The organism is Nonomuraea sp. NPDC049624, assembly GCF_040675255.1.
Taxonomy (GTDB): Bacteria; Actinomycetota; Actinomycetes; order Streptosporangiales; family Streptosporangiaceae; genus Nonomuraea.
On record NZ_JBFAOR010000001.1, the window covers coordinates 673,665 to 698,432 of the forward strand.

The following is a 24,768-nucleotide window of genomic DNA, read 5'->3' on the forward strand; positions in this document are numbered from 1 at the left end:
GCATGCACGACCTCGAATTGGTTAGCTTGGCGGACGAGTCCCTTCTGCCCTGCCAGGTGACAACGCAGACCGATGGCGAGACGTACGAGCTCCGACTGGATCGCGCAAGCGCTTCGCCGATCAGGGTTCACTCTTCGACCGACTTCGAAGACGCCCTGCGACAGCTGAGAGCAGAGCTGGAACAGCAGAACCTGCTGTTGCTCTGCAACAGGTACCGCCGCGATGCGTTCGTCTCCTCGATGTCACGCCAGATGAGCGAGGGCCTGTCATGCTACGTAGTCGTCGCTGGGGAACCCGTGTCGCCGGAGTTGCTCGTCGAGAGCCTCGGACCTGCGCCCAGGAGCGATGTCGTCACGGCCGAGGAGGCGTCGAAGTTCATCGATGAATGGATCGCCAGCTTCGACGATTGACGAGTCTCTTCGAACCAGGCCCTCGGCTCCTGTGGCGCGCGGGCTGTCCAGCAGCACGTACAGCAACGCCATCTTACGCGATCACACCCGACCTTTCGTGTTTGTCAGGACAATCCCAGGCTCTTGCTAACACCTCTGCTAGCGGCGTGGCTCCCGCTGCTGCTTGATGTCCCTACAGAGGAAGCCGATCCGGCCGCCTGGCCCAGCATTCACCACGTGTCGCGAGAGCCGCTGCGCGGCGTCGATCATGGACTGTCGGGGTAGCCGCTTGAGTCGCCTCGGAAGCGAGCGTTGAACGAGCAGAGGGTAGGAATGCGGCGGTCTGAGCGTCTTTGGCATCTCGTCCGGTCCTACGACATGGGCGAGTGGTTCATGTCCGCGTGGGTCGAGGGTCTGGAGGTGTGGGAGGCCGCCCGTCGCCTGGGGGCATCGGTTGCGGAGGTGGATCACTCGACCCAGTGCACCTGGGCGAATGTCCTGCGTGGGCTGCCCGCTGATGATGACGCCGGGGTGGTCTGGGCAGGCCCGGTCACGGCGGATTGGACGCAGATCATTCAGGTGCGGGGGTTCGATTGCGACCAGGCTCTGCGAGATCTCTCCTACGGCGGACGGGCGCTGCAGGTGGGTTGGGACCTGAACGGGCCGCGTGATCTGGAGTACGCGATCAACGGCGAATACGTTACGGGCTTCAGCGTCACCGTCCCCGGAGAGCGCTGGGGTAGCGATCCTCAGGCGCTCGACCACCACGCTCAGGGGTTGCAGTTCGACCTCGACGACTCCAGTTGGCAGAGCGATCCCGACCTGCCGGCGGGCTGGCTGGAGTACTGCGCGTGGGAGGAGGCCCGGCTTGAGACAGGGCAGGACTACGGCGATGAAGACATCCCCGAGGAGTGGCAGGACTTCATTGCCCTGGCTCACAGCGGCTACAGCCCTCCGATGGCGACCTGCCTCACGTCAGCCCTGACGCTTGTTGGCAGAGTGACGGGCAGGGAGATTGACCGGGAGTGGATGAACGGGACTCACACCCGTTACGTGATCCGCGACAAGCACAACGGCTGAGCGCCGGTAACCCAGCTCAGTAGAAGGCCTCTGGACAGATCGCTTGATCAGGATCGGAAGGAGCAGCGGACTTCAGCGTTGGATTTCGCCTGGCTATTCTGCGGGCATCGTGGCGTTGGAAGCGGGGGGTACGTCGGGTGGGACGCTCTTGGGATCAGGCTCTGTTGATGCGTGTGGGGGTGGCGCTGTTATCTGTGATCACCTTGGCCCTGGTGTGGCTTCCTCGACACGCGGAGGAGGAGTCCAAACGGCCCACGCAGCTCCCCGTGTTGCCGCATATCGCACCGGTCAGCGAGGTCTGGCCAGAGGCTGTCAGCGTGGTGCCCGCTGAAAGAAAAGACGGTACGTGGCTATGGCCCATTGGATCACTCGGCCAAGATGAATTGCTCTTGATGAGCGATGAGCGTGCTCCGGAGTTCAGCAGCTTCAATACGCGGACCAAGAGGCAGCATGTCATGGCGCGAGCCCCCGAATGGGCGGAATGCGGTGGCTGCTTTGAGATCCAGAAAACGGCCCTCGGAACTACCCACGTGGCAATGATCATCAAGGGTTACGTGCCGGGCGCCTCTGCCGGTGGGCAACGCCACTACGAGGTATGGGCAATGCCGCGAGCAGGTGGATCCATGCGCATGGTGGCGCGTCTGCCGCTATCCGTGCAGGCTGAGGGCGCCCATATTGACGGCTTCCAAATCATCGGCGAGAACGTCGTGTGGTGGGGATACGACGGTGACATCTGGCGCGTCTCGCTCCATGGCGGGGAGCCTGAGCAGGTGCTTCCAGGTAGACGGCTTCGCGTGAGTTCGTGGCCATGGGCGTATGACAGATACGAGCGGATTGTGATCAATCTCGACACGGGCCAGGAGACCGAAGTAACCGAGGCTGAGGATTTCGAACATCGTCTTGCCTGCGGGCCCGCCTGGTGTGTCGGGGAAGACTGGCAGGAGCTGTGGAAGGTCACGCAGGCGACCGTGTTGCGCGTGGATGGTTCCGATCGCGTCACAGTGCCGGGAGATGCGCTCCTGATGAGGCCTCCGATCCGCGATCGGCTTGCTCTTCTCGGCGTCCCAACGGTCGCTGGGGACGACTCCATCCCTAACACCTGGGGGGCCGCAACCCTTGGGCATGTGATGCAGGTCTACGATCGCTGCACGCGTAAGGCCGCCATCCTCGGGTCCTATACCTTGACGAAGGCTGAGATGCCATGGGGAGAGATAAAGATCGGCGTGTGGCCGCAGGACGGTCCCGTCCTGTATTGGCGAACGACTCAGAATCGGCTGATGGTCGTCGACCTGGCACGCGTCGGTGAGTCTCCTTGCTCCGCATGAGCTGTCGAAGCGGACGACCTGGCTACGCGAGACATCAGGCTGGGGGGCGCGTCCATTGAGGTGGTGTACATCAGCCTCGTACGGCAACACCATCGCCCGCCGCCGGACCGTGTCTGCCACGTGAGCAGGGCATCGCACCACCATACGAGGCTGAGGGATCGGCTGTCGGCGGCCTTCTCCGTCGGGCCTTGCCAGTCGGATGACGCGCAGCTGGGGCAGCAACGTCTCCATCCGCCGACACAGCTGTGGCAGCACCCACACGCTTCTGACCAAGGTCTTCACCAATCGAGCATGGTGGTTGCTCTGTCTGGGCAGCGGAAGGTCGGTTGGACCCGGCCGTGACCCAGACCTGCGTGGGTGCAACCCCGTGGCACTGCCAGGGTGGTCAGGTAGTACGCCGAGCAGCGAGTGTTGCTGGACGGCGCAGAACGATCATGTTCCGACGATGGGCCCCACAAGCATTGGGTGGTCGAGCATGTCCGGTCTGAACGGCACCCCGGTGACCTTGGCCGCCAGGGCGAAGCCCCTTGGCACGGCGGTGTCGTAGTTGTCCTCCCAAGCGGCGTCCCAGGCGGCCTCGTCCTCGGGCATGTCGAGCCGCATGCTCAGCTCCCGTATGAAGCCGTTGAGCCGGTCAGGGTCGGAGCCGTAACGCTCGTATGGGTGTCGCAGCTGGTAACCGGTGACAAAGGTGCCGTCAATCGCGTACGCGAAGCTGTGGTCGGCGTAGTCGTGCCGGGTGACCGCCACAACCTCACAGCCCTGCGACAGCTCGGTCACCACCGCGTGGGACGTCACCATCCAACCGTGGGGCTCGATGGCCACGCACCACTCGCCGGTTTTGAAGACGCCCACGTAGCCGCCGCCAAGCCCGCCGTCCGTCTCGAGGACGAACTCGTAGGCTTTGTCCTCGAGCCCGCGGAAGTTCGACTCCTGGCCGGAGCTGTCACCGCGGCTGAAGCGGCGCATCACCTCCGCCGGGTCGAGCCCGCGGAAGAAGGCCACACTGAAGATCACACTCAACGCGCCGCCCGAGCCCTCGGCCAGGTTGAGCCACTGGAACGGGGCCAAGGGGTCGGATGTCGTCACGCGGGTCATGGTGGCAGGCCGTACCGACAATCAGTCGGGACTGGCGGCCATCTCGATGAACGCCCGCATTTGACGGGGTCCTGATCCATGCGGAGGAAGTGCTGTACAGCAACACCGCCTCACAGAGGCATTCTCCACCTGCTCGCATCTGCCTCTGAGGAAGGCCGTTGGCGAGGTGTCTACGGCTCAGGTGGTCAGGTGTCGTACAGGCCGTCCCATGGATCGTAGAAGCCGATGTTGTTCGGGTAGAACTCGGCGTGTTCTTCGCCTTCGAAGGTCTCTATGACGAGGCCGAACAGCACTCCGTCGAACGTGTGCTGGAAGGGCCGGATGGCGATGTCGTCGAAGCGGAGGCCCGTGAGCGTGTCGAGCCAGTGTTTCAGTCGCTCCTCGGCGCGGGCGACGGCCGAACGGTGGACGTCGTCGGCGCCGGTGTGCTCGATGCGGGAGCCGAGGTGGTGGCCGGCGGCGTCGAAGGTGTGCAGGACGGCGTACCAGCGCTTGCGCCTCGGCCAGTCGTCGGAGTGGATGTAGTCCTCCGGGAAGGCGGCTATGACGGAGCCGAAGAACTGGCCGCCGTCCCAATGGCCGATCGTGTCGGTGTGGTAGTTGGGTTCGTGAACGATGGGGATGATCTCGGGGACTGTCATGCGCTGGACAGTAGACGTCGGGACTGACAACACGTCTCTGCGGCTGAGGGCTCTGATGACCACGCGTTCTTGTCGGTGATGGATGGTGGTGGACGTCTCGTTCCTGGTACGGATCAGACGGCCCTGGGCTTCGTGTACCGCATGCGAAAGACTCGCGGCCACTGGTCGCCATTCTCATTACCTGACGCGTAATCGCGGTACTTACGTGCCTGCTGCCATTGTTCAGGTGTCGAAACGAGCACTTGAAGGAGCCGAGATGACCGCCCTCACCATCACCGCTGACCGGACCAAGTTCCTGCGCTTCGCTCTTGTTGCGGACGCCGTCGTCACCGGCGTCAATGGGCTGGCGTACCTGGCGCTGGCCGGCCCCGCGAGTGACCTGCTCGGGCCCGGTGCGGGGCTGCTGCGCGAGATCGGGGTCTTCCTGCTCGTGTACGGCGCCGCCGTCGGCCTGGTGGCCGCGCGTCCCGCGATCAGCCAGAACGCCGTCAGGGCTGTCATCGCGTTGAACATCGTCTGGACCCTTGGCAGCGTGGCGGCCGTCGTGACCAGCGCCGTCGGGTTCAGCACGCTCGGGGCCGTCTGGGCCGTCGCGCAGGCCGTGGTCGTGGGGCTGTTCGCCGAGCTGCAGATCACCGGGCTGCGCAAAGCCCGTCGCTGAAACCTGTTCGAAGGCATCGCCGGCGTGCGGGGTCGGCTGCTGATCCCGCCGTCGTTCGATGCCACGTGGTCGGGCCGGTCGCTTGCGATATGGAGATCGGTCCCGAAAGTGGGGCCTCCGGAGCGAGGTTCGTTCGTTTGTGGTCGGTGCGAGCGCCGGCCGGGATTTATTTCAGGCGCGATTCCGCCGTGCGTTCAATAAGGTGTCTCACATGCCAGGCCGGGGCGGGAGAAAGCGAAAGACAGATGTTGTGAGGCTGCGCCGTCACGCGGACTTGGCTTCGCCATCCAGGGGCGCGGAGATGGTGAGTACGGCGGCAGGGCCCGAGGGGGAACTCGTCGTTGTGTGGGCCTCGCAGGAGAACTCCGATGCGCCAACCGCACAGACTACGGCCCCCGGTGGGGCATCATTTCCTCATTCGCGTATGGCAGCGCCCGCCGCATTACAGGTCGCCACGTACCGTCCCCATCTGACGAGGTCGGTTCCCATCGCCCGGCGCTCACAGGTGCACAACCACGTCCAGCCGCTGCCGGACGGGGCCGTGCTGTTGGTGGGGGCGCGGTGCCGGTGGCGGGACGGAGCGGCCGAGTCCAACGCTGCCGTCTACGATGCCGACGGAAAACTCCTGCGAAAGGGCGTCCTGGGAGACGGAATCGCCGACGTGCAGACGACGCTTTCCGGCGACATATGGGTGAGCTATTACGACGAAGGCGTGTTCGGCAGCTCCGGATGGGGAGAGAAAGGCAGTCCTACCCCCATCGGCTCCCCCGGGCTGATCCGCTTCGGGGCTGACCTGGCTCCCGCGTGGCGATATCCGTACGACGGTGAGTTCGGCGCCATCTCCGACTGCTACGCGCTGAACGTGTCGGGAAATGAAGCGTGGGCCTACTACTACATCGACTTTCCCCTTGTGCGGGTACGAGCCGGCGCGGTTGCCGGCTGGTCCACGCAGGTGAGGGGCGCCCATGCGCTCGTTGTCGCCGGCGACCGGGTGGCGCTTGTCGGCGGATATGGAGAACATCGGCGCCGGGTGGTCACCGGGAGCATCAAGGGAGAAGGCTTGTCGGTGGATCGTCCCACCCGGCTGGTGATGCCCGACGGACGGCCGGTTCCCAGGACGGCGGCCGTGCTGGGGCGAGGCAGCGAGCTGCACGTCGTCGTGGGCACTACTTGGCTGAAGGTGGGGTTCGAGGACCTGGCGTCAGCCTGAGTGGTCGAACGGCACATGCGGAGTCTGTGTCAGTCGAGTGGCTGGCCAGTGTGACCCGGTCTGCGCCCGCCCCGTACAGCCGCCAGGCGTAGAGGCCGGTGGCGGCCAGGCTCAGCGGGCCCTCAATGGCGGCGGCGACCACGGGGACAGACTGATCGCAGCATCCTGCGTTCCATTTGTTCGTGGATTCATGCCGACCGAAGTCCTGACGCTGTTGGTACGTGATGGTGCCGCAGTCGGCCGTCGTGGTGGGCGCGCCCTTCGGGGTATGACGGGGCCCGGCGCTATGTGCTGTTTCCGGCAAAAGCGCCCTTGATCACCTGGACGCGGGCCCGCGACGACGCCTCGTCCGGCGCGAGCGGGTCGGCCTCGCCACGGAGGATGTGCGGGCGTTCCGTGGCGAGTTCGGGCTGGAGCTGCGTGCAGCCCGGCCGAGACCCTGCCAGCAAAGGCGCAATCGCCGACGGGAATGTGCGGCGTTCCCACTGTTGCGGTGTTCCTACTGCTGCGGCGTTCCTGCTGCCGCGGCGACGTACGCCTCGATGCCGTCGAGGATTCTGGCGAGGCCGAATTCGAAGCCGTCGAGCGGAGGTTCGTCGGCGAGGAACATGGGGTCCTGGATCGCGTCCGCGACGGCGTTCAGGTTGCGGGAGCGGAGCTGGCCGTCCAGGAACACGCGGACCGCGCGGACCGCGCGTTGCTGGTCGGGGTTGGCGCGGCGCAACGCGGCCGGTGTCGGGGTGTTGCGTCGCAGGTTGGCACCGTACCGGGCGTGGCTGTCGAGGAGGTACGCGCAGTTCAGCATCAGCTGCGCCTCCATGCCGGTCGGCCCGAGCGCGGTGATCAGGGCGTCCAGCCAGGCCGCGTTGTGCGGGGTCAGGGAGACGGTGGTCGGGACGTCCAGCAGCCATGGACGGGAGAGGAAACGCTCGAACAGCCGACGTGACCACAGCGCGGCCGCCTCTCGCCAATCGTCGTCGGGCAACTCGGGCGGGTCGCCCCAGGCGCGATCGGCCAGGAGCACGATGAGCTCGTCCTTGGAGCTGACGTAGCGATACAGCGCGTTGGCGGTCACGCCGATCCGGGCGGCCACCTTCGGCAGGGAGGCGGCGGCGATGCCCTCCTCGTCGGCCAGTTCGGTCGCGACCGCGATGATCTTCTCGACGCTGTGCGCCGGCTTGGGGCCGCGCCGCCCACCGGTGTCGACGACGCCCCAGGCCGCGGCCAGGCCCGGCGGCAGCGCATCGAGGTCGGCGTCGTCGGCGGGGCCGGGATCCGGCGCGGGCTCGCGGTCTCGCGTGAGGTCGCGTCCGGAGCTCTTGCGTGGGGTCATGGCCGGCATCCTCTCGAAGATCTGCAGGAAATAGTAGACGGCTTACACAGTTGTTGCTACTGTGCATGCCATGAACACTTCATTACTTACACAGATTCAGCTCCCGCCCACGGCCCGCCGCTGGATCGGCGTGGCCGGGATCCTCGGCGCCGTCTTCGCGATGGCCGAGCTCCCCCTCTACTTCGTCGTGCCGGCGTGTGACCCTCCGGCCTGCGGTGTCGAGACCGGCGCTCTCATGCCGGACTGGCTGATCCTCACCCGTACGCTCTTCAACTTCTGCGCGCTGACGCTGTTCTTGGTGTTCATGAGCGGCGTCCGGTCACTCATCACGCGGGCTGACGCCCGCTACGAGTGGTTCGGGGCGGTCGCCGGCACCGCCGGCGTGGCGTGGACGATCATCGACATGGTCGCCAAGGGGATCGAAGGCAGCAGCGCCATCAAGGCCGTCGAGGAGATCGACCCGACCCGTACCGTGCCCACCTACCTGCTCTACGGCTCCATGAGCCACCTGATGCTGGTCGTCTTCGGTGTCGCCTTCGGGTACGCGGTGCTGCGCACCGGCGCCCTCTCCCGGTGGGTCGGCTGGTCGTCGTTCGGCATCGCCGCGCTGCACCTGGCGGGGGTGCCGTCGATGTTCTTCGGCTTCAACTCCTCGGAGTTCTACGCCTCGAACGGCTGGGGCGCGGTCGCGATGTTCAACGGCATCGCCGCCATCTGGGTGGCGGCCGTCGGCGTCGCGGCGCTGAGGAAGAGGGTCATGCCGGCGCCGAGGTTGGTCTGACGACGGCGACGCACAGGCACGTACGCGTGGCGAGTTCGGCGGTCGCGTCCCACTGAAGCGGGTCGCATCCCGCTGAAGCAGGCCGGATCCTGCGGAAGCGGGTCGCATCCCGCCGAACTCGCACGGGTGAACTCGCACGCGCCGAACTCGCATAGGGAACGATGGAACCGAAGGGCCGGTGCGGGTGAGTCAGTGGTGAAGGGTGCGAACGCGCCCTGTGGAAGGACTTCCCCCCATGAGAGGACTCACCCCGGTGGCGGCCGTCACGGACGCCGCCCTCATCGAGGAGTCGCTGGCCGACCCCGATCGGTTCGCGGGCCTCTTCGACAGGTACGCGGATGAGATCCACCGATATGCCACCAGACGCCTCGGCCAGGAGAACTCCTCCGCGGCCGACGACGTGACGGCGGAGACGTTCCTCGCGGCGTTCCGAAAACGGTCCCGCTACGACCTGTCCAGACCGGACGCCGCCCCCTGGTTGTACGGCATCGCCGCCAACCTGATCGCCAAGCACCGCCGTACCGAGGTGCGCAGGCTGCGAGCCCTGGCCAGGATGCCGGGTGACGACGACCACCCCTTCGAGCAGCGCAGCATCGACCGGATCGACGCCCAGCGGCTCGGTCCTCGCCTGGCCGACGCGCTGGCGAGGCTCTCTTCGGCCGAACGCGAGCTGCTCTTCCTGGTCACCTGGGCCGAACTGTCCTACGAGCAGGCGGCTCAGGCGTTCGACATCCCGGTGGGCACCGTCCGTTCCCGTCTGTCCCGGATCCGGGCCAAGATTCGCAACGTCCTGGAGGACCCCCGATGAACGAGTTCGACCTGATCAACGAGGTACGGCCGGAAGTGGCGCCCTACGACCCCGGCACCAAGGCCATGGCCAGGGATCGGCTGCTCAGGGCCGGCCGGCCCCGGTGGTCCTGGCGCAGGCCGTACACCTTCGCCCTCACCGGAGGGCTGGCGCTGGCCGTCGGCCTGGTCGCGGTGCAGGTCCCGTCCGCCTCGAACCCGTCTCACGAGATGAAGCTGCTGTCGGCCGCCGACGTGCTCAACCGCGCGGCGAGGGCCGCGGTCGACGAGATCGAGCCGCGCGACGACCAGTACATCGTGGTGAAGACCCTGCAGACGATGGACTACTCCCTGATGCCCTACGAGGAGTCCAAGGACCACTACTACCGGCGCTACAAGGACACCATCTGGCTGCGAGCGGGCGAGCGGCGGCCAGGGCAGTACGCCGACGGCGTGCGCAAGCAGATGCCCATCGAGCCCCTGGCCTATGCCGGCGAACCGATCCCGAAGTCCGCCTACAAGGACATGGGAACCAAGCTCCAGCCCATCGTCTACTGCAAGGACTCCAAGAGCGACTACCCGACGATCAAGAACCTGCCGACCGACCCGGACGGCATGCGCGCCCACCTCAGCGCCAGGTGGAAGCCCAAGGCGGAGAAGCTGACGCCGTTCCTCGCCTTCCTCGCCGCACGTGAGCTGCTGTGGCAGACGTACCTGCCGGCCGCGCAGCGCAGCGCGTTGTACCAGGCCCTGAGCACGTTCCCCGGCATCACCCTCGACGAGGGGGTGCAGGACGCCGCGGGCCGCGAGGGCATCGGCGTGGGCTTCACGAGCCCGGACGGGCTGCGCTGGGAGCTGATCTTCGACAGGGACACCTACGCGCTGCTCGGCGACCGTCAGGTGGTGGTCGACGCCAAGGCGGCCAAGCCGCCGACCGGCACCCTGGTGGCCGCCACGGCGCAACTCGACATCTCGGTCGCGGACTCCGCGCCCGAGGTCGAGGTCGAGGAGAGGTTCAAGAGCGGACAGTGGTGCACCGGCAACTAGCCCCGAGGAGGGCGGCGGGGGTGTGGCTTCCCGCACCGGTGGGCGCGGTGCTCGGATGACGGCACGGCCCGGCGCCGCTCGTCACGCGGGCGACGCGCGACGGACGGTCCCTGCGTCCTTGCCGGTCAACGTGGCGAGGGCGTCGAGGAGGGTGGAGGCGGCCGGGAGCGGGCCGGGCCAGCGGGCGGCGACGTGCCCGTCGGGACGGACGAGCAGCGCTCCCCGCGCGGTGATCCCGCAGAACGCCGCGTGTTCCGCGGGAAGGGACTCGACGCGCACCGGCCATGGCGTCGCCTGCCGTGCCCAGGCTGCGGGGTCCGGGGTGAGCACGGTGAACCACTCGCCGAACGTGTCCAGGGTCGAGCGGTCGCGGGCGAGCCAGAGGTGCGGCATCCGGCGACCCGGTTCCGCGCTGGGCACGTAGTCCGCGCCCAGCGGCTCCGGCGCGGGTCCTTCGCCCGCGAGCACGGCCCCGGAGCGGTACGTGACGCCGAGCACCAGGCCGAGCTGCGCGAAGTACCGCTCCGACCAGGGCAGCTCGACGTGCTCCGGCGCGGCCCGGTCGGGCTGGAGCTGGGCGCGGCGCCGGTTCTGCACGTCGAGCATGAGCTCGGTGTCGGCCACCGCCTGATGCAGTGTCCGGCAGGCGACGGGCCGCCGCTCCTCCTCGTACGTCTCCAGCAGGCCGGGACCGGCCCACCCCCGCAGGACGCCCGCCAGTTTCCAGCACAGGTTGTGCACGTCGGCGATACCGGTGTTCATGCCCAGCCCGCCGACGATGGGCATCGCGTGCGCGGCGTCGCCGGCCAGCAGGATCCGGCCGTGACGGAAACGCTCGGCGACGAACGCGTCCGTCTCCCAGTGCTGGATCCGTACGACGTCGGCCGGCACGCCGCCGCCGAGGGCGCGGTCGAGGAGGGCGGGCCAGTCGGCGCGCGGGCCGTCGGCCGGGGTGGGGACGAACCAGGCCCAGCCCCCTTCGGGATACAGCGGCGCGAACAGGCCGTGCGCGGTGAAGTAGACCCCGGCGGGCTGGTCGGCGCACCAGCGGCGCAGGTCGGCGTCGAACACGACGGTGGTGAAGCCGCCCATGCCCCCGGGGCCGGTGACGCCGATGCCCAGCAGGCGCCGGACGGTGGAGTTGGCGCCGTCGGCGGCCAGGACGTGACGGGCGCGGAGCCGGGTGCGCTCGCCATCCGGAGAGGCGCCGATCAGGGCGGCCACGACGCCGTCCGCCTCCTCGGTCAGGCCGGCGAGCTCGACGCCGAAACAGGCCGGCGACCTCGCCCCGGCGAGCAGGACGGGTTCCAGCCGGTCCTGCGAGGTGACCACGCCGGTCACGGGGCTCTCGGGCACCGGCGCGTCGATGCCGGTCATCGCCGCCGTGGCGAAGTCGCGGCCGCGCAGGGTGTCGCGGAAGCGGATGCGGCCGTACTCGGGGGCGAACGCGCGGGCGGAGATTTCGGCGGCGAGCCCGAGCCCGCGGAAGATCTCCATCGAACGCACGTTGACCAGCCGGGCCCGAGGGAAGGGCGACGGCTCGCGGTGCCGTTCGACCAGCAGAACCCGCACGCCCCAGCGTTCCAGCAGCGCCCGTGCGGTGAGCCCGACCGGCCCGCCGCCGACGATCAGCACCTCCACCTCGCCGCCCGCCATGGGGACGCTCCGCAGCCGATCCACGTCTCATCGTAAGCAGGGCCTGCCCGGCCGGGTCGTTGCGGCGGCGCGGGCCCGGGAAGCGGCGCCGGCGCGGGAAGCGGCGCGGGCGCGGGAAGCGGCGCGGGCGCGGGAAGCGGCGCGGGCCGGTGAATCGTCCGTAAGCTGAGGATGTGTCTCCCGCACTGGTCCTCCTCGACGGCGTCCGCTGGCACGGCGCGCGCGTCGTGGGCGACCGCGCGCACACCCTGCTGGCCGTGCTCGCCCTGCACGGGCGCGCTGGCGTCGGCGACGAGCGGCTGGTCGAGGAGTTGTGGCCCGACGGCGCGCCGGCCAACCCGACCAAGGCGCTGCAGGTGGTCGTCTCCCGGACCAGGGCCGCGACCGGCCCCGACGTCGTGGTGCGCGTCCCGCGTGGTTACCGGCTCGGGCTGCCCGCCGGCCAGGTGGACGTCCTGCTGCTCGGGACGCTGGTGGAGCAGGCGCGGGCCGCGCTGGGCCAGGACGACGCGGCGCTGGCGCGCCGGCGTGCCGAGGAGGCCCTGGACCTGGTCGTGGCGGGCGGCCCCGACGGCGCCATGGGCGCGCTGGCCGACCTGCGCGCCCTCGCCGCGCGCCAGGCGGCCGAGGCGCGGCGGGTGGCGGCGATCGCGGCCGGCCGCGGCGGCGCGCACGAGGCCGCGCTGCCGCTGCTGGAGGAGGCCGCGGCCGAACGGCCGCAGGACGAGGAGCTGCTGGCCTGCCTGCTGCGCAGCGAGGCCGCCGTCCGCGGCGCCGCCGCCGCACTGGAGCGCTACGAACGCCACCGCTCGGGCCTGATCGCCCGGCTCGGCACCGAACCCGGCCCGGAGCTGGCCCGCGTGTACGCCGAACTCCTCGCCGCCGACCGGCCGGTGCGCGCCGGCCTCCAGTTCGACGGCTCCTCGCTGCTCGGCCGCGAGGACGACATCCGCGCCGTGCACGCCCTGTTGCAGACCAACCGGGTGGTCTCCGTCGTGGGCCCCGGCGGCCTGGGCAAGACGCGGCTGGCCCACGTGGCGGGCCGGAACGCCGCGCAGCCCGTCGTGCACTTCATCGAGCTGGTCGGCGTCTCCTCGCCGGAGGGCGTGGTGGGCGAGGTGGGCTCGGCGCTCGGGGTCCGCGACTCGGTCAGCGGGCGCCGGATCCTGACCGCCGGGCAGCGCGCCGACGTGCGCGCCCGCATCGCCCAGCATCTCGACCAGGCTCCGGCGCTGCTCATCCTGGACAACTGCGAGCACGTGATCGAGGCCGTCGCCGACCTGGTGGCGTTCCTCACCGTGACGACCCGCGACCTGCGGGTGCTGACCACCTCGCGGGCCCCGCTGTCGATCCCCGCCGAACGTGTCTACCTGCTCGGCGAGCTGCTCGCCGAGGACGCTGCGGAGCTGTTCCGGCAGCGTGCCACGGCCGCCCGCCCGGGGGTGCGGATCGGCGGGGAGGCGGTCGGGGAGGTCGTCGCCCGCCTCGACGGGCTGCCGCTGGCGATCGAGCTGGCCGCGGCCAAGGTGCGGGTGATGTCGGTCGAGGAGATCGCGCGGCGGCTGGCGGACCGGTTCGCCCTGCTGCGCGGCGGCAACCGGACGGCCCCCGACCGCCACCAGACGCTGCTCGCGGTGATCGACTGGTCGTGGAACCTGCTGGACGAGCCCGAACGGCGGGCCTGGCGCTGGTTGTCGCTGTTCGGCGACGGGTTCACGCTGACCGCCGCCGAACACGTGCTCGGCCCGGACGCCCTGGCCGTCGTGGACGCGCTCACCGAGCAGTCCATCCTCGGCGTCCGCGAGACGGCGTACGGCCTGCGCTACCGGATGCTGGAGACCGTCAGGGAGTTCGGGCGGCTGCGGCTGAAGGAGGCCGGCGAGGAGGCGGCGGCCCGCGCGGCGCAGCGGGAGTGGGCGACGGCGTACGCCCTCGCACACGCCTACACGCTGTTCGGCCCGGGGCAGTACGAGTCGGTCGACGCGCTGCGCGCCGAGGAGGGCAACCTCGCCGACCTGCTCCGGCAGGCGCTCAGGGAGCCCGACCCGGCCGCGACGGTCCAGTTGCTGGCCGGCGTGGGCTCACTGTGGTCGATCCGCGGCGACCACACCCGGATCTTCGTCCACCGGGAGGCGATCGGCCAGGCGCTCAAGGGCTGGGTGCCGCCACCGCCGCTCGTCGAGGTGACCAGGGCCGCCCTGCTGATCACGCTGATGAACACCATCGCCGTGACCGACCGCGCCCACGATCCCCTGCGCCTGCTCCTGCAGGAGCTGCCGGAGACCGGCGAGATCGACCCCCGCCTGGGGGCCATGACCACGGTGGCGCTCGCCTGGGACCGGGACGACGCCCACCGCAAGCTCCTGGAGCTGCGCCGGAGCCCCGACCGCGACGTGGCGCTGGCCGCGGCGCAGGCGAGCATCCACGTCCTGGAGAACGTCGGGGAGGTGCACCAGGCGATCGAGGCCGCCGAGCAGGCCCTGTCGCTGCTCCGCGACAGTGAGGGCCCGTGGATCGGCGCGGTCGCGCATGCCGTGCTGGCCCAGCTGTTCATGCAGCTCGGCGACCGCGGGCGGGCGGTCGGCCACGCGCGGACCGCGCTGCCGGTGGTGCGCCGACTCGGCGCCGCCGACGACGAGGCCCAGCTCCGCTCGGTCCTGCTGATCTCGGCGCTGGCCGACGGCGATCTCGACGCCGCCGAGGCCGAGCTGGCCGGCATCAACGGGATCAGCGAGGGCGACACCGTGCTCGGCGGCGCGGCGATCGACTCTCTGTGCGCGGCCGAGATCGCCCTCGCCCGCGGGGAGACGGCCGCGGCGCTGCTGCACTACCGCAGGGCGGTCGAGCGGGCGCGCGACCTGCGTCCGCCGGGGGTGCCGTTCGAGGGGGCCACGTCCTGGTCGGTCGTCGCGGAGTCGATCGCGCTGACGGCGTACGCGCACCACGCGGGGCCGCGGGAGGCCCGGTACGGCGCGGAGCTGTTCGCCGCCGCGCAGGGCTACGACCTGCTGATCGTGACGAACCCGGTCCTCGACTTCCCGGTGTGCGGCTCGATGTTGTTCGCGCTCGGGACGTGGGGGCTGCTGCGGCAGGCCATGGAGGCGCGCGACGCGATCAGGCTGCTGGTGCTGGCCGAACGGTTCGCCTACAACAGCACGATGCCGAGCATGCACTTCGAGCGGATCGAGCCGCACGCGGAACGGGCCGCGCCGGGCCTGCTCGCGGCCGTCCGGGCCGGGTACGGCGACCGGCGCGGGCCTGACCTGCTCGACGAGGCCCGGCGGCACGTCGAGCAGGTCTTCAACCGTGACCGGCGGCGCTCACATGTGCCGCTTGTAGCTGCGCACCGACAGGGGCGCGAAGATCGCCATGACGACCGCGCACGCCAGCAGGGTCCAGGCCACCTCGCCGCTGACGAGGGCGTTGTTGGCGAGGTCCCGGGTGGCCGTGACCAGGTGTGAGACCGGATTGACCCGGACGAACGCGGCCAGCCACCCCGGCAGCGTCTCCACGGGGACGAACGCGTTGGACAGGAACGTCAGCGGGAACAGGATCATCATCGAGATGCCCTGCACGGCCTGGGCGCTGCGGGCGATCGTGCCGACCCAGGTGAAGATCCACGCCAGCGACCAGCCCGTGAAGATCGCGAGCAGGATGGCGGCCAGCACGCCGCCCACGCCGCCGCCCGGCCGGTAGCCCATCAGCACGCCCATGCCGAAGGTCAGCGTGGCCGCGATCGTGTAACGCAGCAGGTCGGCCACCATCGGGCCGGCCAGCGGGGCGATCCGGGCGATCGGCAACGACTTGAACCGGTCGAAGACGCCCTTCTCCATGTCCTCCCGCAGCTGCGTGCCCGTCGCCATGCACGTCGTCAGCACCGTCTGGGCGAGGATGCCGGGGATCATCAGCGGGAGGTAGTTCTGCACGTCGCCGGCGATGGCGCCGCCGAAGATGTAGGCGAACATCGCGGTGAACAGCAGGGGTTGCAGCGCCACGTCGAAGAACTGCTCCGGGTTGCGGCGCATCTTCTTCAACGCCCGCCAGGCCATCGACAGGGTCTGGCCGACGGTCTCCGCCAGGGTCACGCGCCGCCGGGCGGCCTCCACGCGGTCGGCGGCGCGTACCGTCTCGCGGGTGGGGGCGATCATGGTGCTCATCGGTTCTCCTCCGTGCCGGTCGCGGCGTCGTCGTCCGTGCCGTGGCCGGTCAGGACGAGGAACACCTCGTCCAGGCTGGGCTTGGCCACGCTCACCGACGCGATCGACACCCCGGCGGTGCGCAGGGCGATCAGCACCTCGGCGGCCAGGTCCGCCTGGTCGAGCGCGACGTTGAGGCGGCCCTGCTCCGGGCTGAGCACCGGGTCGGAGCCGAGCACGCGCCGCACGACCTCCACGGCGGCGGGCACCTCGCCCGGGTCGGCGAGCAGCAACTGCAGGGTCGAGTTGCCGACCGCGCTCTTCAGCTGGTCGGGCGTGCCCTCGGCGACCTTGCGGCCGTGGTCGATGACGGCGATGCGGTCGGCGAGCTGGTCGGCCTCGTCCAGGTACTGGGTGGTCAGCAGCACGGTGCAGCCGTCGGAGACCAGGTCGCGGATGGCGTCCCACATCTGGCCGCGGGTGCGGGGGTCGAGGCCGGTGGTGGGCTCGTCCAGGAAGATCAGCGGGGGTCTGGTGATCAGGCTCACCGCCAGGTCCAGACGCCTGCGCATGCCGCCGGAGAACTGCGAGATCGGCTTGTCGGCCGCGTCCTCCAGGCCGAACTGGCCCAGCAGCTCGGTGGCGATGCGCCGGGCGCGCGGCTTGGCGATGCCCTGGAGGCGGCTGAACAGCCAGAGGTTCTCGCGGGCGGTCAGGTTCTCGTCGACCGAGGCGTACTGGCCCGTGACGCCGACGAGCTGGCGGATCACGTGCGGGTTGGCGGCCACGTCCACCCCGAAGATCTCGGCCCGGCCTGCGTCGATCTTCAGGAGGGTGGCCAGCATCCGGAGGGTGGTGGTCTTGCCCGCGCCGTTGGGGCCGAGGACGCCGAAGATCTCGCCGGTGCGTACGTCGAGGTCGATCCCGTCCACGGCCCGGTGTGCGCCGAACGTCTTCACCAGCCCTTCGGCGTGTACGGCCGCCTCGGCGGCCGCTCTGGGGGGCGGGCCGACCCCGGCGTGCCCGAGTTCTGTGATGCTCATGCCTCCAGTGTCGGGGACGCCGGTTTCATGGCGCCCTCGACAAGGTTTCACCGGTTACCGAGGAGAATGTACGGATGCGTGCAGCGCCATGGATGATCCTCATCGGCCCCGCCGCAGCGGGCAAGAGCACCTTGGGCGCGGGCATGGCCGCGGCGACGGGCCGGAGCTTCGTCGACCTCGACGCGATCGGCGCCGGCTACAGCCACTACACGCGGCCGGAGCTGTTCGTGCGCGTCCGGGCCGCCCTCGCCGCGGTCGAGCACGTGGTGCTGGTGCTGCCCTGCGCCGACGAGGGCCGCTCCGTCGAAGTCCTGCGGGCGCGCAGCCTCGCCGCGAAGAACACCGACTGGATCAGCGCCGACGGCCACGACTTCCTCGCGGAGTGGGTCCGCGCCCCGGGCAACCGCACCCTGGCCACAACCGTCCTGCACACCGACGGCGAGCTCCCCGCCCAAACCCTCGCCCGCCTCCTGACCACATGCGGAACGAACTAGCGCTCGGAGCCGAAGCGGGTCCGGGAAGGGCATGCGGCCGGTCACGATGTTTCCCGGACGGTCGCCACGCCGGGCATACCAGCACGGTAATCTCATCGGACGATAACTAAATGCATTAATCTGACGACTGTGAGTAATGGACACGTTGTCGGTACGCCCCCGCTTCGCCGTACCCTCACCCGCGTCCTCCGCCGCGTCGGGAGGCGGGGCGCCTCCTTGGCGTTCGTGGGCCTGCTGAGCCTGGCCATCGCCGCCTCGCTGGCGTTCGTGCCGGGCAACCAGCGCGGCACGCCCGGCTACGCGTCGCTGGCCGTCATCGCGCCGCTGCCCGCCTGGGCGGCGGTCTGGTGCGCGCTCGGCATGCTGTGCCTGGCGCAGGCGTTCATGCGGTCCGACCGGGTGGCCTTCGCCGCCGCGACCGCGCTGCTCCTCACGTACGGGCTGATCTATCTGATCTCGACCTTCACCGGCGACAACCCGCGCGGCTGGGTCGGCGGGGCGGTCTGGCTGGCCTTCGGCGGCTGGATCGCGCTGATCGCCACCTGGCCCGAGGCGGTCGTGCTGGGCCGCCTGCCGGGCGGCCGCGCGGCGTCCTCGACGGCCGTCATCGTGGCCGACGCCTCGGGCACGATCCAGTCGTGGAACCCGCAGGCCGAGGCGCTGTTCGGCTGGGACACCGACGAGGCGGTCGGCAGGTCGCTGACGATCCTGATGCCGCCGCGCTTCCGCGACCGGCACACCGACGGGCTGGCCCGGGTGCTCTGCGACGGCCACTCCGACCTGGCCGGCCGGATCATCCCGCTGGTCGGCCTCCACCGCGACGGCGGCGAGTTCCCGATCGCGCTGACGGTCAACGCCTGGCACAGCGACGAAGGCGTCACCTACACAGGGGTGATCCGTCCATTGGGGGGCCGCCATGTCCGCTCTGAGTGACGTCCTGGTCCAGCTCGGCGTCGGCATCGTGCCGCTCGGCGTGGCCTACCTCGCCTTCCGGTCGGCGACGGACGCCAGCAAGAAGTCCCAGCAGAGCGCGTTGCTCCAGGTCGAGCACCAGGCCGAGGTCGAACGCTCGAAGGTCGACGCCGAAGCCTTCATCCGCGCCAAGACGATCAACGAGGACGCCCTGGCGCAGATGGAGAAGCAGATGACCCGGATGCAGGGCCAGGCCAGCCAGCTCGGCGCCGAGCTGGTCAACGAGCAGAGCAGCTCGGTGGTGATGCGCGACCAGATCCGCCGGTTGCAGGCCCAGATCCGGGCGCTGGAACGCACGGTTCTCGCGTTGCGCTCCCAGCTGGTGGACGCGGGCTTGTCACCGGCGCCGCCGTCCGACCTGACCGGGCCGCACCTGCTCCTGCCGCAGCGCTCGGCCGACTAGGAGGCGTCGCGGGCCAGGCCGTGGGCGGCGGCCAGCAGCTCGACCGAGCGCAGCCACGCCTTCCTGTCGGGCGCCGAGGAGACGACGATCAGCTCGTCGGCCTGCGCGTGCGCGGCGAAGCGGGTGAGATAGTCCTCCACCTCGGCGGGCGTGCCGACGGCCGAGTACTGCATCATCCGCAGGATCTGCTGCCCGGCCGGCGATTCGAGCACCATGTCGGCCTCCTCCGGCGTGAACGTGCGCCCGCGTCCGAGGAACCGGCTCACCCGGTACCGCTTGGCCGTCAGCAGCTGCTCCTGCGCCTCCTCGCGGGTGTCGGCGGCGATCACGTTCACCCCGGCGATCACGTACGGCTCGGCGAGCTGCTCGGACGGCTTGAACTCCCGCCGGTAGAGCGCCACGGCCTCCTCCAGCGCGTCGGGCGCGAAGTGCGAGGCGAACGCGTACGGCAGCCCGAGCGCGGCGGCGAGCTGGGCGCCGAACAACGACGAGCCGAGGATGTACAGCGGCACGTTGGTGCCCTTGCCAGGCGTGGCGTCCACACCGGGGATGCGCGACTCGCCGGTGAGGAATCCCTGCAGTTCGAGGACGTCCTGGGGGAAGGTGTCGGCGGCGCCGGGGGTGCGCCTCAGGGCGCGCATGGTCGGCTGGTCGCTGCCGGGGGCGCGGCCGAGGCCGAGGTCGATGCGGCCGGGGTGGAGGGTCTCCAGGGTGCCGAACTGTTCGGCGATGGTCAGCGGGGAGTGGTTGGGCAGCATGATGCCGCCCGCTCCGAGGCGGATCGTCCTGGTGTGAGCGGCTACGTGGGCGATGAGCACGCTGGTGGCCGAGGAGGCGATGCTCGGCATGTTGTGGTGCTCGGCGTACCAGATGCGGTGGTATCCCAGTTCTTCGGCCCGCTGGGCCAGGCCCACGCTGGCGGCCAGACTCTCGCTCGCCGTCTCTCCGTCGCCGATGTGCGCCAGATCAAGGATGGAGAGTGGAACAGTCATGGGGAACGAGCCCTTTCGCCTGGACGGTGGCCATCGGGCAGTGCAACCGTAATGGCTCTCCGCTTATTTCCCGGGCGCCCCCGCGCGGGGGCGCCCGGGAGGCGTCAGGACGCGGTGCAGGTGAGGGCGGGCGGGGTGCTGGTCGCGGCGTCGCCGTTGGCGAGGAAGCCGAACGTGGTGGTCGCGCCGGCGGCCAGGGCGCCGTTCCAGCTCAGGTTCGTCACGGTGGCGTTGCCGGACAGGGTGCCGTTCCAGAGCTGGCTGATCGTCTGGCCGCCGGGGAACGTCCATTGGACCTTCCAGCCGGCGGTCGGCGCCGTGCCGGTGTTCTTCACGGTGACCTCGCCCTGGAAGCCGCCCTGCCACTGGCTGGTCACCTTGTAGGCGGCCGAGCAGCCGGCCGGGCCGCTGGTCGGGGTCACTGTGGGGGTGACCGTCGGGGTCACTGTGGGGGTCACTGTGGGGGTCACGGTCGGGGTCACGGTCGGGCTCGCCGTGGGTGAGGGCGCGGCCATGGCCAGGTCGTACGCCCGCTGCGGCACGAACTGCCCGGCCCCCGCGATGCAGCCGTCGGCCTCGCCCGGCGGCTTGACCCACAGGTAGGCGTCGATCGCGGCGTCACCCGTGTTCGTGGTGCTCCACAGGCCCGTGGCCCGGCCGGCGGGGTCGCACCACTCGCTGCCCGCCGGGCCGTTGCCGTTGCGGCTGGTGTCGATGACCGCCTTCAACCTGGACACGCCGGTCGCCGCGATGACGCTCTTGGCGTACGACACCAGTCCCGGCGTCGCGCGGTAGTTGGAGGTGTTGAGCGCGATGCCGTCGGCGCTGCCCCCGACGTCGGCGCCGTTGAGCCTGGACGCGGCCTCCGACGCCGGCAACCAGGCGTCGTGACCGATGTCGAAGTACACCTTGACCTGCGACGACGTCGCCTTGAACTTCTTGCCCGCGTACGCCATGGACGCCTTCACCTCGGCCTGCTGCGCGGCGTTCATGCAGTTCGTCATGATGGCGAGCGCGTCCGGTTCGAGGACGACGGTCGCCGCCCGCCCGCCCAGACCGGCCGCGATCTGGTCGATCCACGCCCGGTAGGACGAGTGGTCGGGCGCGCCGCCCGCGCTCGCACCGCCGCAGTCGCGGTTGGGCATGTCGTACACGACGACGATCGGGATCTTGCCCGCCGCAGCGGCGGCCCCCACGTAGGAGTCCACCTGGCTGCGCACGGTCGCGGGGTTGTAGCTGGCGAACCACCGGCCCTGAGGCACGGCGGCGATCCGGTCCCTGATCACCGGCGTGCGGCTGTCGCCCGGGTTGGCGGCGACCCATTTGGCGGCGTTCGTCTGGGGATCGACGTAGAAAGCGGAGTCGGCGGCCTGGGCGGTGGACGAGGCGAGGACGACCGCCCCCGCCGCGGCCACGGCGGTGGCGGCGAGGAGCGCCGCGAGCACGGGCCTTCTGCGAGACATGAGGTTACTCCGTCCGTAGAGTGGGAGTGGGAGCGCTCCCACGGCTCTCTCCGGATCGTAGGGAGCCCGCCCGGCCACAGAAAGACGTCCGACCGGTGCGCACCGGCTTTCCCCAGGCCACGACCGGTCAGGGCAATGAAAGTTTCACTCCGCCAGGCACGCCTCGAACACCGCGGTCAACCGGTCGACGTCGGCCGCCGTGGGCTGCTCAGGCCCCAGCCGGCGGCGCATCGCGCCGATGCCCAGGAAGACCGCCGTCGCCATCCTGGCCCGCGCCTGGACGTCGGGCCCGTCGAGCTGCGCGGCCAGCGGATCGAGGATGGACGTGCGCAGGCGCTCGCGCACGACGTCCTGGATCTCCGGATGACCGGCCGAACGTTCAAGGGTGCGCAGCACCGGGCTCTCGGGGTCGTGGTGCATGCGCTCGGCCGCGTATTCGGCCAGGCGTCGCGGCAGGCTCGCGTGGTCGCCGGTCAGCAGGGCGACGAACGTGGGCTCGCCTTCGAGCACCGCGCCGAAGAGCCCGGCCTTGGAGCCGAAATAGCGGCCGACCAGGGCGATGTTGGCCTCCGCTGCCGCGGCGATCATGCGGACGGTGACCTGCTCGTATCCGTGCTCGCCGAACAGCACGCGGGCCGCGTCAAGGATGCGCTGCCGGGTGGCCTCGCGGCCGCGGGGCCGGGCGTCCGTCGTCGGGGCGTCCATGTCCCGAACTCTACTCAGGAATAAAGTCACTTGCCGCGCGGCTAGTAAACGTGCGTATACTCAACATTGGATAAGTGCGTACGAAGGGGATGTGGTGTCTTGGTAGCCCAGGCACAGGCCGCGCCCCCCGCCCGAAGGCAGTACACCCACCGCGAGATCCTCGAAGTCATGTCCGGGCTCATGCTCGCCATGCTGACGTCGATGATCTCCACTTCCGTGGTGGGCACCGCGTTGCCGACGATCGTGGGGGAACTCGGCGGTCAGGACCAGTACTCATGGGTGGCCAGCGCCACCATGCTGACGATGACGGTCTCGACACCGTTGTGGGGCAAGCTGTCCGACCTGTTCGGACGGAAACTGCTCTTCCAGACCGCTCTCGGTCTGTTCGTGGCGGCTTCACTGGTGGCCGGTCTGTCCCAGAACATGGGACAGCTCATCGCGGCGCGTGCCGTGCAGGGCCTGGGCGTGGGTGGTTTGTCGGCACTTGCGCAGGTGATCCTGGGAGACATCGTCTCGCCGCGCGAGCGCGGCCGGTACTCCGGTTACATGGGGGCCGTCTTCGGGATCTCCACCGTCGCCGGGCCGCTGCTCGGCGGGTTCATCGTGGACACCGACTGGCTCGGCTGGCGCTGGTGCTTCTACGTCGTGGTGCCGTTCGCCATCGTCGCGTTCGCGGTGGTGCAGAAGGTGCTGCGGCTGCCCAAGGTCAGGCGGAACACCTCGATCGACATCTGGGGCGCGACCACCATCACGGCCAGTGCGGCCTCGCTGATGCTGCTGCTGACGCTGGGCGGCAACGAGTTCGAGTGGAACTCGTTCTGGACCTACTTCCTGGCCGCGTTCGCCCTGCTCATGCTGGCGCTGGCGGTGCTGGCCGAGCGTACGGCCCGCAACCCGATCCTGCCCCCGCGGCTGTTCAGGAACCGCACGTTCGTGCTCACCAGCGCGGCCTCGCTGTTCGTCGGCATGGCCATGTTCGGCGCGATGATCTACCTGCCGCAGTACCTGCAGATCGTCAAGGGCCTGAGCCCGACGAACTCGGGCCTGATGACGCTGCCCATGGTGGTGGCGCTGTTCCTGGCGGGCGTGATCTCCGGCAAGATCGTCACGAACACCGGCAAGTGGAAGATCTTCCCGGTCGCCGGTCTGGTGATCGTGGCCGTCGGCCTGTTCCTGCTCTCCCGGCTGCACGTCGACTCCAGCGAATGGCTCATCGGCTTCGACGTGGGCGTCCTCGGCATCGGCCTCGGCCTGTCCATGCAGATGCTCATCCTGGCCGCCCAGAACGGCTCCGAGCTGCGTGACATGGCCTCGACCACGGCCGGCGTCTCGTTCTTCCGCTCGCTCGGCGGCGCGATGGGCGTCGCGGGCTTCGGCGCGATCCTGACCAACCGGCAGGCGAGCGAGTTCGCCGACCTCGTGGCCCAGGCCCGTCTCCACCTGCCCAGCACCGGGCAGAAGCTGGGCAGCCCGGCCGCCATCCAGCACCTGCCCGAGCCGATCAAGGGCATCATCCTGGAGTCCTTCACCCGGGCCCTGGAGACGGTGTTCATGGTCGGCGTGCCGATCGCCCTGCTCGGGTTCGTCGCGGCGCTGTTCCTGAAGGAGCTGCCGCTGCGCGGCACCACGATGCCGGCCGGCCCCAAGCCACTCGGCAAGGACGACCTCGTCCTGGCCGGCCTGCTCCTGGAGCTCATCGCCCAGCGCGTCGAGCGGTCGAACGGCCAGCCGTCCGCGCTGCTCTCCGCGGTCGCCAGGATGGCGCCGCCCGACGGCCGCCCCGAGCGCGAACGCGCCTGGGCAGTCGCACAGAACGTGCTTCGGCCCACCTCGCGCGCCCTCATCGCGCAGGCCACGCCGGCGCAGCAAGACCTCGTATCCGGAGGAGTCTCACAATGATTCGCAAGTTCGTGGGCGCCGTAGCGGCGGCCCTGGCGGTCATGGCCGGCCTGTGGCTGATGATCGCCCCCTTCGCCCTCGGCACGCAGCCCGAGAACGCCGACTGGACCGACCCCACCACGACCGAGTTCTTCTCGGGCCTGGGCGTGACCGTCTTCGGTCTCGTGGGCGTCGTCGGCTTCGTCCTGGCCATCTACGAAGAGCTCGTGATCCGCGGGCTGGTGACCGTCAAGCAGCGCGTGGAGCCGGAGCCCGAGCCCGTGCCCGCCGCCCCGCAGGCGTCCTCGGCCGAGCTGGCGAGCCTGCTCGCCCCGCTGGTGGAGGCGCTGCGCGAGGACATGCACAACCCGAGCCGCGGCGGTGAGCACCGTCAGAACGGCAGGACCACCCTGGTGGGTCTGGAGGAGTCCCGATGAAGGCCAAGCTGGGCATTTCCGCCCTCGTGCTGCTGTTCCTGACCGGGCTGTGGCTGGTCGCCGCGCCGTTCGCGGTCGGCTATCAGCCCCGGGGCGCCGGGTACACGGACGCGACCGTCAACGACCTGTGGGTCGGCGGCGGGCTCGCCGCGGTCTCGTTCGCCGCCCTGGTGATCTACGCCGCCGACTCACTGCGCGAGCTGGCCCGCCGCGGCAAGCACGCGGACGTCTGACGCGA

The 24,768-nt window shown here is 70.0% G+C and carries 23 protein-coding genes and 1 pseudogene; 15 read left to right on the forward strand and 9 right to left on the reverse strand.

The window, feature by feature from the left end; genetic code table 11:
- The first annotated feature begins 2 nt into the window (after window positions 1-2).
- From AB0J76_RS03615 to AB0J76_RS03625, 3 genes are all read left to right on the forward strand, one after another.
- On the forward strand, window positions 3-410 hold the full coding sequence (locus AB0J76_RS03615; RefSeq protein ID WP_352318185.1) for a hypothetical protein: 408 nt from the start codon (window positions 3-5) through the stop codon (window positions 408-410).
- A 357-nt stretch (window positions 411-767) separates the two neighbouring features.
- Window positions 768-1,469, forward strand: coding sequence for a DUF6461 domain-containing protein (locus AB0J76_RS03620; protein WP_352318187.1), 702 nt, complete (start codon window positions 768-770; stop codon window positions 1,467-1,469).
- Between the two features lie 167 nt (window positions 1,470-1,636).
- The gene (locus AB0J76_RS03625) at window positions 1,637-2,794 is read left to right on the forward strand and encodes a hypothetical protein (protein ID WP_352318188.1); all 1,158 of its coding nucleotides are present in this window, start codon (window positions 1,637-1,639) and stop codon (window positions 2,792-2,794) included.
- Between the two features lie 432 nt (window positions 2,795-3,226).
- On the opposite strand, the gene AB0J76_RS03630 is transcribed toward AB0J76_RS03625, so the two are convergent.
- Both AB0J76_RS03630 and AB0J76_RS03635 read right to left on the reverse strand, forming a co-directional pair.
- The gene (locus tag AB0J76_RS03630) at window positions 3,227-3,883 is read right to left on the reverse strand and encodes a DUF6461 domain-containing protein (protein WP_352318190.1); all 657 of its coding nucleotides are present in this window, start codon (window positions 3,881-3,883) and stop codon (window positions 3,227-3,229) included.
- Window positions 3,884-4,077: 194 nt separating this feature from the next.
- Window positions 4,078-4,533, reverse strand: a complete 456-nt coding sequence (locus AB0J76_RS03635) for a hypothetical protein (protein WP_352318192.1) — start codon at window positions 4,531-4,533, stop codon at window positions 4,078-4,080.
- A gap of 256 nt (window positions 4,534-4,789) precedes the next feature.
- On the opposite strand from AB0J76_RS03635, the gene AB0J76_RS03640 reads away from it, so the two are divergent.
- Both AB0J76_RS03640 and AB0J76_RS03645 read left to right on the forward strand, forming a co-directional pair.
- Window positions 4,790-5,194: a hypothetical protein gene (locus tag AB0J76_RS03640; RefSeq protein WP_352318194.1), complete on the forward strand. Its 405-nt coding sequence runs from the start codon at window positions 4,790-4,792 to the stop codon at window positions 5,192-5,194.
- Between the two features lie 424 nt (window positions 5,195-5,618).
- Window positions 5,619-6,404 carry a hypothetical protein gene (locus AB0J76_RS03645; RefSeq protein ID WP_352318196.1) on the forward strand — a complete coding sequence of 262 codons (786 nt, stop codon included), beginning with the start codon at window positions 5,619-5,621 and terminating at the stop codon, window positions 6,402-6,404.
- Between the two features lie 499 nt (window positions 6,405-6,903).
- On the opposite strand, the gene AB0J76_RS03650 is transcribed toward AB0J76_RS03645, so the two are convergent.
- A complete protein-coding gene (locus AB0J76_RS03650; RefSeq protein ID WP_352318198.1) occupies window positions 6,904-7,737 on the reverse strand; it encodes a TetR/AcrR family transcriptional regulator in 834 nt (277 codons plus the stop codon).
- Window positions 7,738-7,807: 70 nt separating this feature from the next.
- On the opposite strand from AB0J76_RS03650, the gene AB0J76_RS03655 reads away from it, so the two are divergent.
- The 3 genes from AB0J76_RS03655 (at window position 7,808) to AB0J76_RS03665 (ending at window position 10,351) form a co-directional block, all read left to right on the forward strand.
- On the forward strand, window positions 7,808-8,518 hold the full coding sequence (locus AB0J76_RS03655) for a hypothetical protein (protein WP_352318200.1): 711 nt from the start codon (window positions 7,808-7,810) through the stop codon (window positions 8,516-8,518).
- A 235-nt stretch (window positions 8,519-8,753) separates the two neighbouring features.
- Window positions 8,754-9,326 (forward strand): RNA polymerase sigma factor, encoded by a 573-nt coding sequence (locus AB0J76_RS03660; RefSeq protein WP_352318202.1) that lies wholly within the window; start codon window positions 8,754-8,756, stop codon window positions 9,324-9,326.
- Window positions 9,323-10,351, forward strand: a complete 1,029-nt coding sequence (locus AB0J76_RS03665) for a CU044_5270 family protein (RefSeq protein ID WP_352318204.1) — start codon at window positions 9,323-9,325, stop codon at window positions 10,349-10,351. The genes AB0J76_RS03660 and AB0J76_RS03665 overlap by 4 nt, the downstream gene beginning before the upstream one ends.
- A gap of 81 nt (window positions 10,352-10,432) precedes the next feature.
- Here AB0J76_RS03665 and AB0J76_RS03670 read toward each other — a convergent pair whose 3' ends face one another.
- A complete protein-coding gene (locus AB0J76_RS03670; protein ID WP_352318206.1) occupies window positions 10,433-12,031 on the reverse strand; it encodes an FAD-dependent monooxygenase in 1,599 nt (532 codons plus the stop codon).
- Between the two features lie 422 nt (window positions 12,032-12,453).
- On the opposite strand from AB0J76_RS03670, the pseudogene AB0J76_RS03675 reads away from it, so the two are divergent.
- Window positions 12,454-13,647: pseudogene (locus tag AB0J76_RS03675) on the forward strand (BTAD domain-containing putative transcriptional regulator); the annotation flags it as partial.
- 1,680 nt (window positions 13,648-15,327) lie between these two features.
- On the opposite strand, the gene AB0J76_RS03680 reads toward AB0J76_RS03675, so the two are convergent.
- Both AB0J76_RS03680 and AB0J76_RS03685 read right to left on the reverse strand, forming a co-directional pair.
- A complete protein-coding gene (locus AB0J76_RS03680) occupies window positions 15,328-16,164 on the reverse strand; it encodes an ABC transporter permease (RefSeq protein ID WP_352318208.1) in 837 nt (278 codons plus the stop codon).
- Window positions 16,161-17,186, reverse strand: a complete 1,026-nt coding sequence (locus tag AB0J76_RS03685) for an ATP-binding cassette domain-containing protein (protein WP_352318210.1) — start codon at window positions 17,184-17,186, stop codon at window positions 16,161-16,163. The genes AB0J76_RS03680 and AB0J76_RS03685 overlap by 4 nt, the downstream gene beginning before the upstream one ends.
- A gap of 74 nt (window positions 17,187-17,260) precedes the next feature.
- Here AB0J76_RS03685 and AB0J76_RS03690 point away from each other — a divergent pair, with 74 nt between their 5' ends.
- From AB0J76_RS03690 to AB0J76_RS03700, 3 genes are all read left to right on the forward strand, one after another.
- Complete coding sequence (locus AB0J76_RS03690; protein ID WP_352318212.1) at window positions 17,261-17,680, forward strand: hypothetical protein; 420 nt, start codon at window positions 17,261-17,263, stop codon at window positions 17,678-17,680.
- 225 nt (window positions 17,681-17,905) lie between these two features.
- Entirely contained in the window at window positions 17,906-18,613 is a 708-nt protein-coding gene (locus tag AB0J76_RS03695; protein ID WP_352318300.1) for a PAS domain S-box protein, read from the forward strand.
- A complete protein-coding gene (locus AB0J76_RS03700; protein ID WP_352318213.1) occupies window positions 18,597-19,055 on the forward strand; it encodes a hypothetical protein in 459 nt (152 codons plus the stop codon). Before AB0J76_RS03695 ends, AB0J76_RS03700 begins: the two co-directional genes overlap by 17 nt.
- Here the strand turns inward: AB0J76_RS03700 and AB0J76_RS03705 are convergent.
- From AB0J76_RS03705 to AB0J76_RS03715, 3 genes are all read right to left on the reverse strand, one after another.
- Window positions 19,052-20,047 (reverse strand): LLM class flavin-dependent oxidoreductase, encoded by a 996-nt coding sequence (locus AB0J76_RS03705; RefSeq protein ID WP_352318215.1) that lies wholly within the window; start codon window positions 20,045-20,047, stop codon window positions 19,052-19,054. The two genes, AB0J76_RS03700 and AB0J76_RS03705, sit on opposite strands and share 4 nt — an antisense overlap.
- Before the next feature lie 104 nt (window positions 20,048-20,151).
- Window positions 20,152-21,510 carry a glycoside hydrolase family 6 protein gene (locus AB0J76_RS03710; RefSeq protein ID WP_352318216.1) on the reverse strand — a complete coding sequence of 453 codons (1,359 nt, stop codon included), beginning with the start codon at window positions 21,508-21,510 and terminating at the stop codon, window positions 20,152-20,154.
- Window positions 21,511-21,654: 144 nt separating this feature from the next.
- Entirely contained in the window at window positions 21,655-22,215 is a 561-nt protein-coding gene (locus AB0J76_RS03715; protein ID WP_352318218.1) for a TetR family transcriptional regulator, read from the reverse strand.
- 99 nt (window positions 22,216-22,314) lie between these two features.
- Here AB0J76_RS03715 and AB0J76_RS03720 point away from each other — a divergent pair, with 99 nt between their 5' ends.
- Genes AB0J76_RS03720 through AB0J76_RS03730 form a run of 3 tightly spaced genes read left to right on the forward strand, consistent with a single transcriptional unit; the run spans window position 22,315 to window position 24,763 of the window.
- Window positions 22,315-24,114 carry an MDR family MFS transporter gene (locus AB0J76_RS03720; protein WP_352318220.1) on the forward strand — a complete coding sequence of 600 codons (1,800 nt, stop codon included), beginning with the start codon at window positions 22,315-22,317 and terminating at the stop codon, window positions 24,112-24,114.
- Window positions 24,111-24,530, forward strand: a complete 420-nt coding sequence (locus AB0J76_RS03725; protein ID WP_352318221.1) for a hypothetical protein — start codon at window positions 24,111-24,113, stop codon at window positions 24,528-24,530. Before AB0J76_RS03720 ends, AB0J76_RS03725 begins: the two co-directional genes overlap by 4 nt.
- The gene (locus AB0J76_RS03730; RefSeq protein WP_352318223.1) at window positions 24,527-24,763 is read left to right on the forward strand and encodes a hypothetical protein; all 237 of its coding nucleotides are present in this window, start codon (window positions 24,527-24,529) and stop codon (window positions 24,761-24,763) included. Before AB0J76_RS03725 ends, AB0J76_RS03730 begins: the two co-directional genes overlap by 4 nt.
- Window positions 24,764-24,768: the final 5 nt, after the last annotated feature.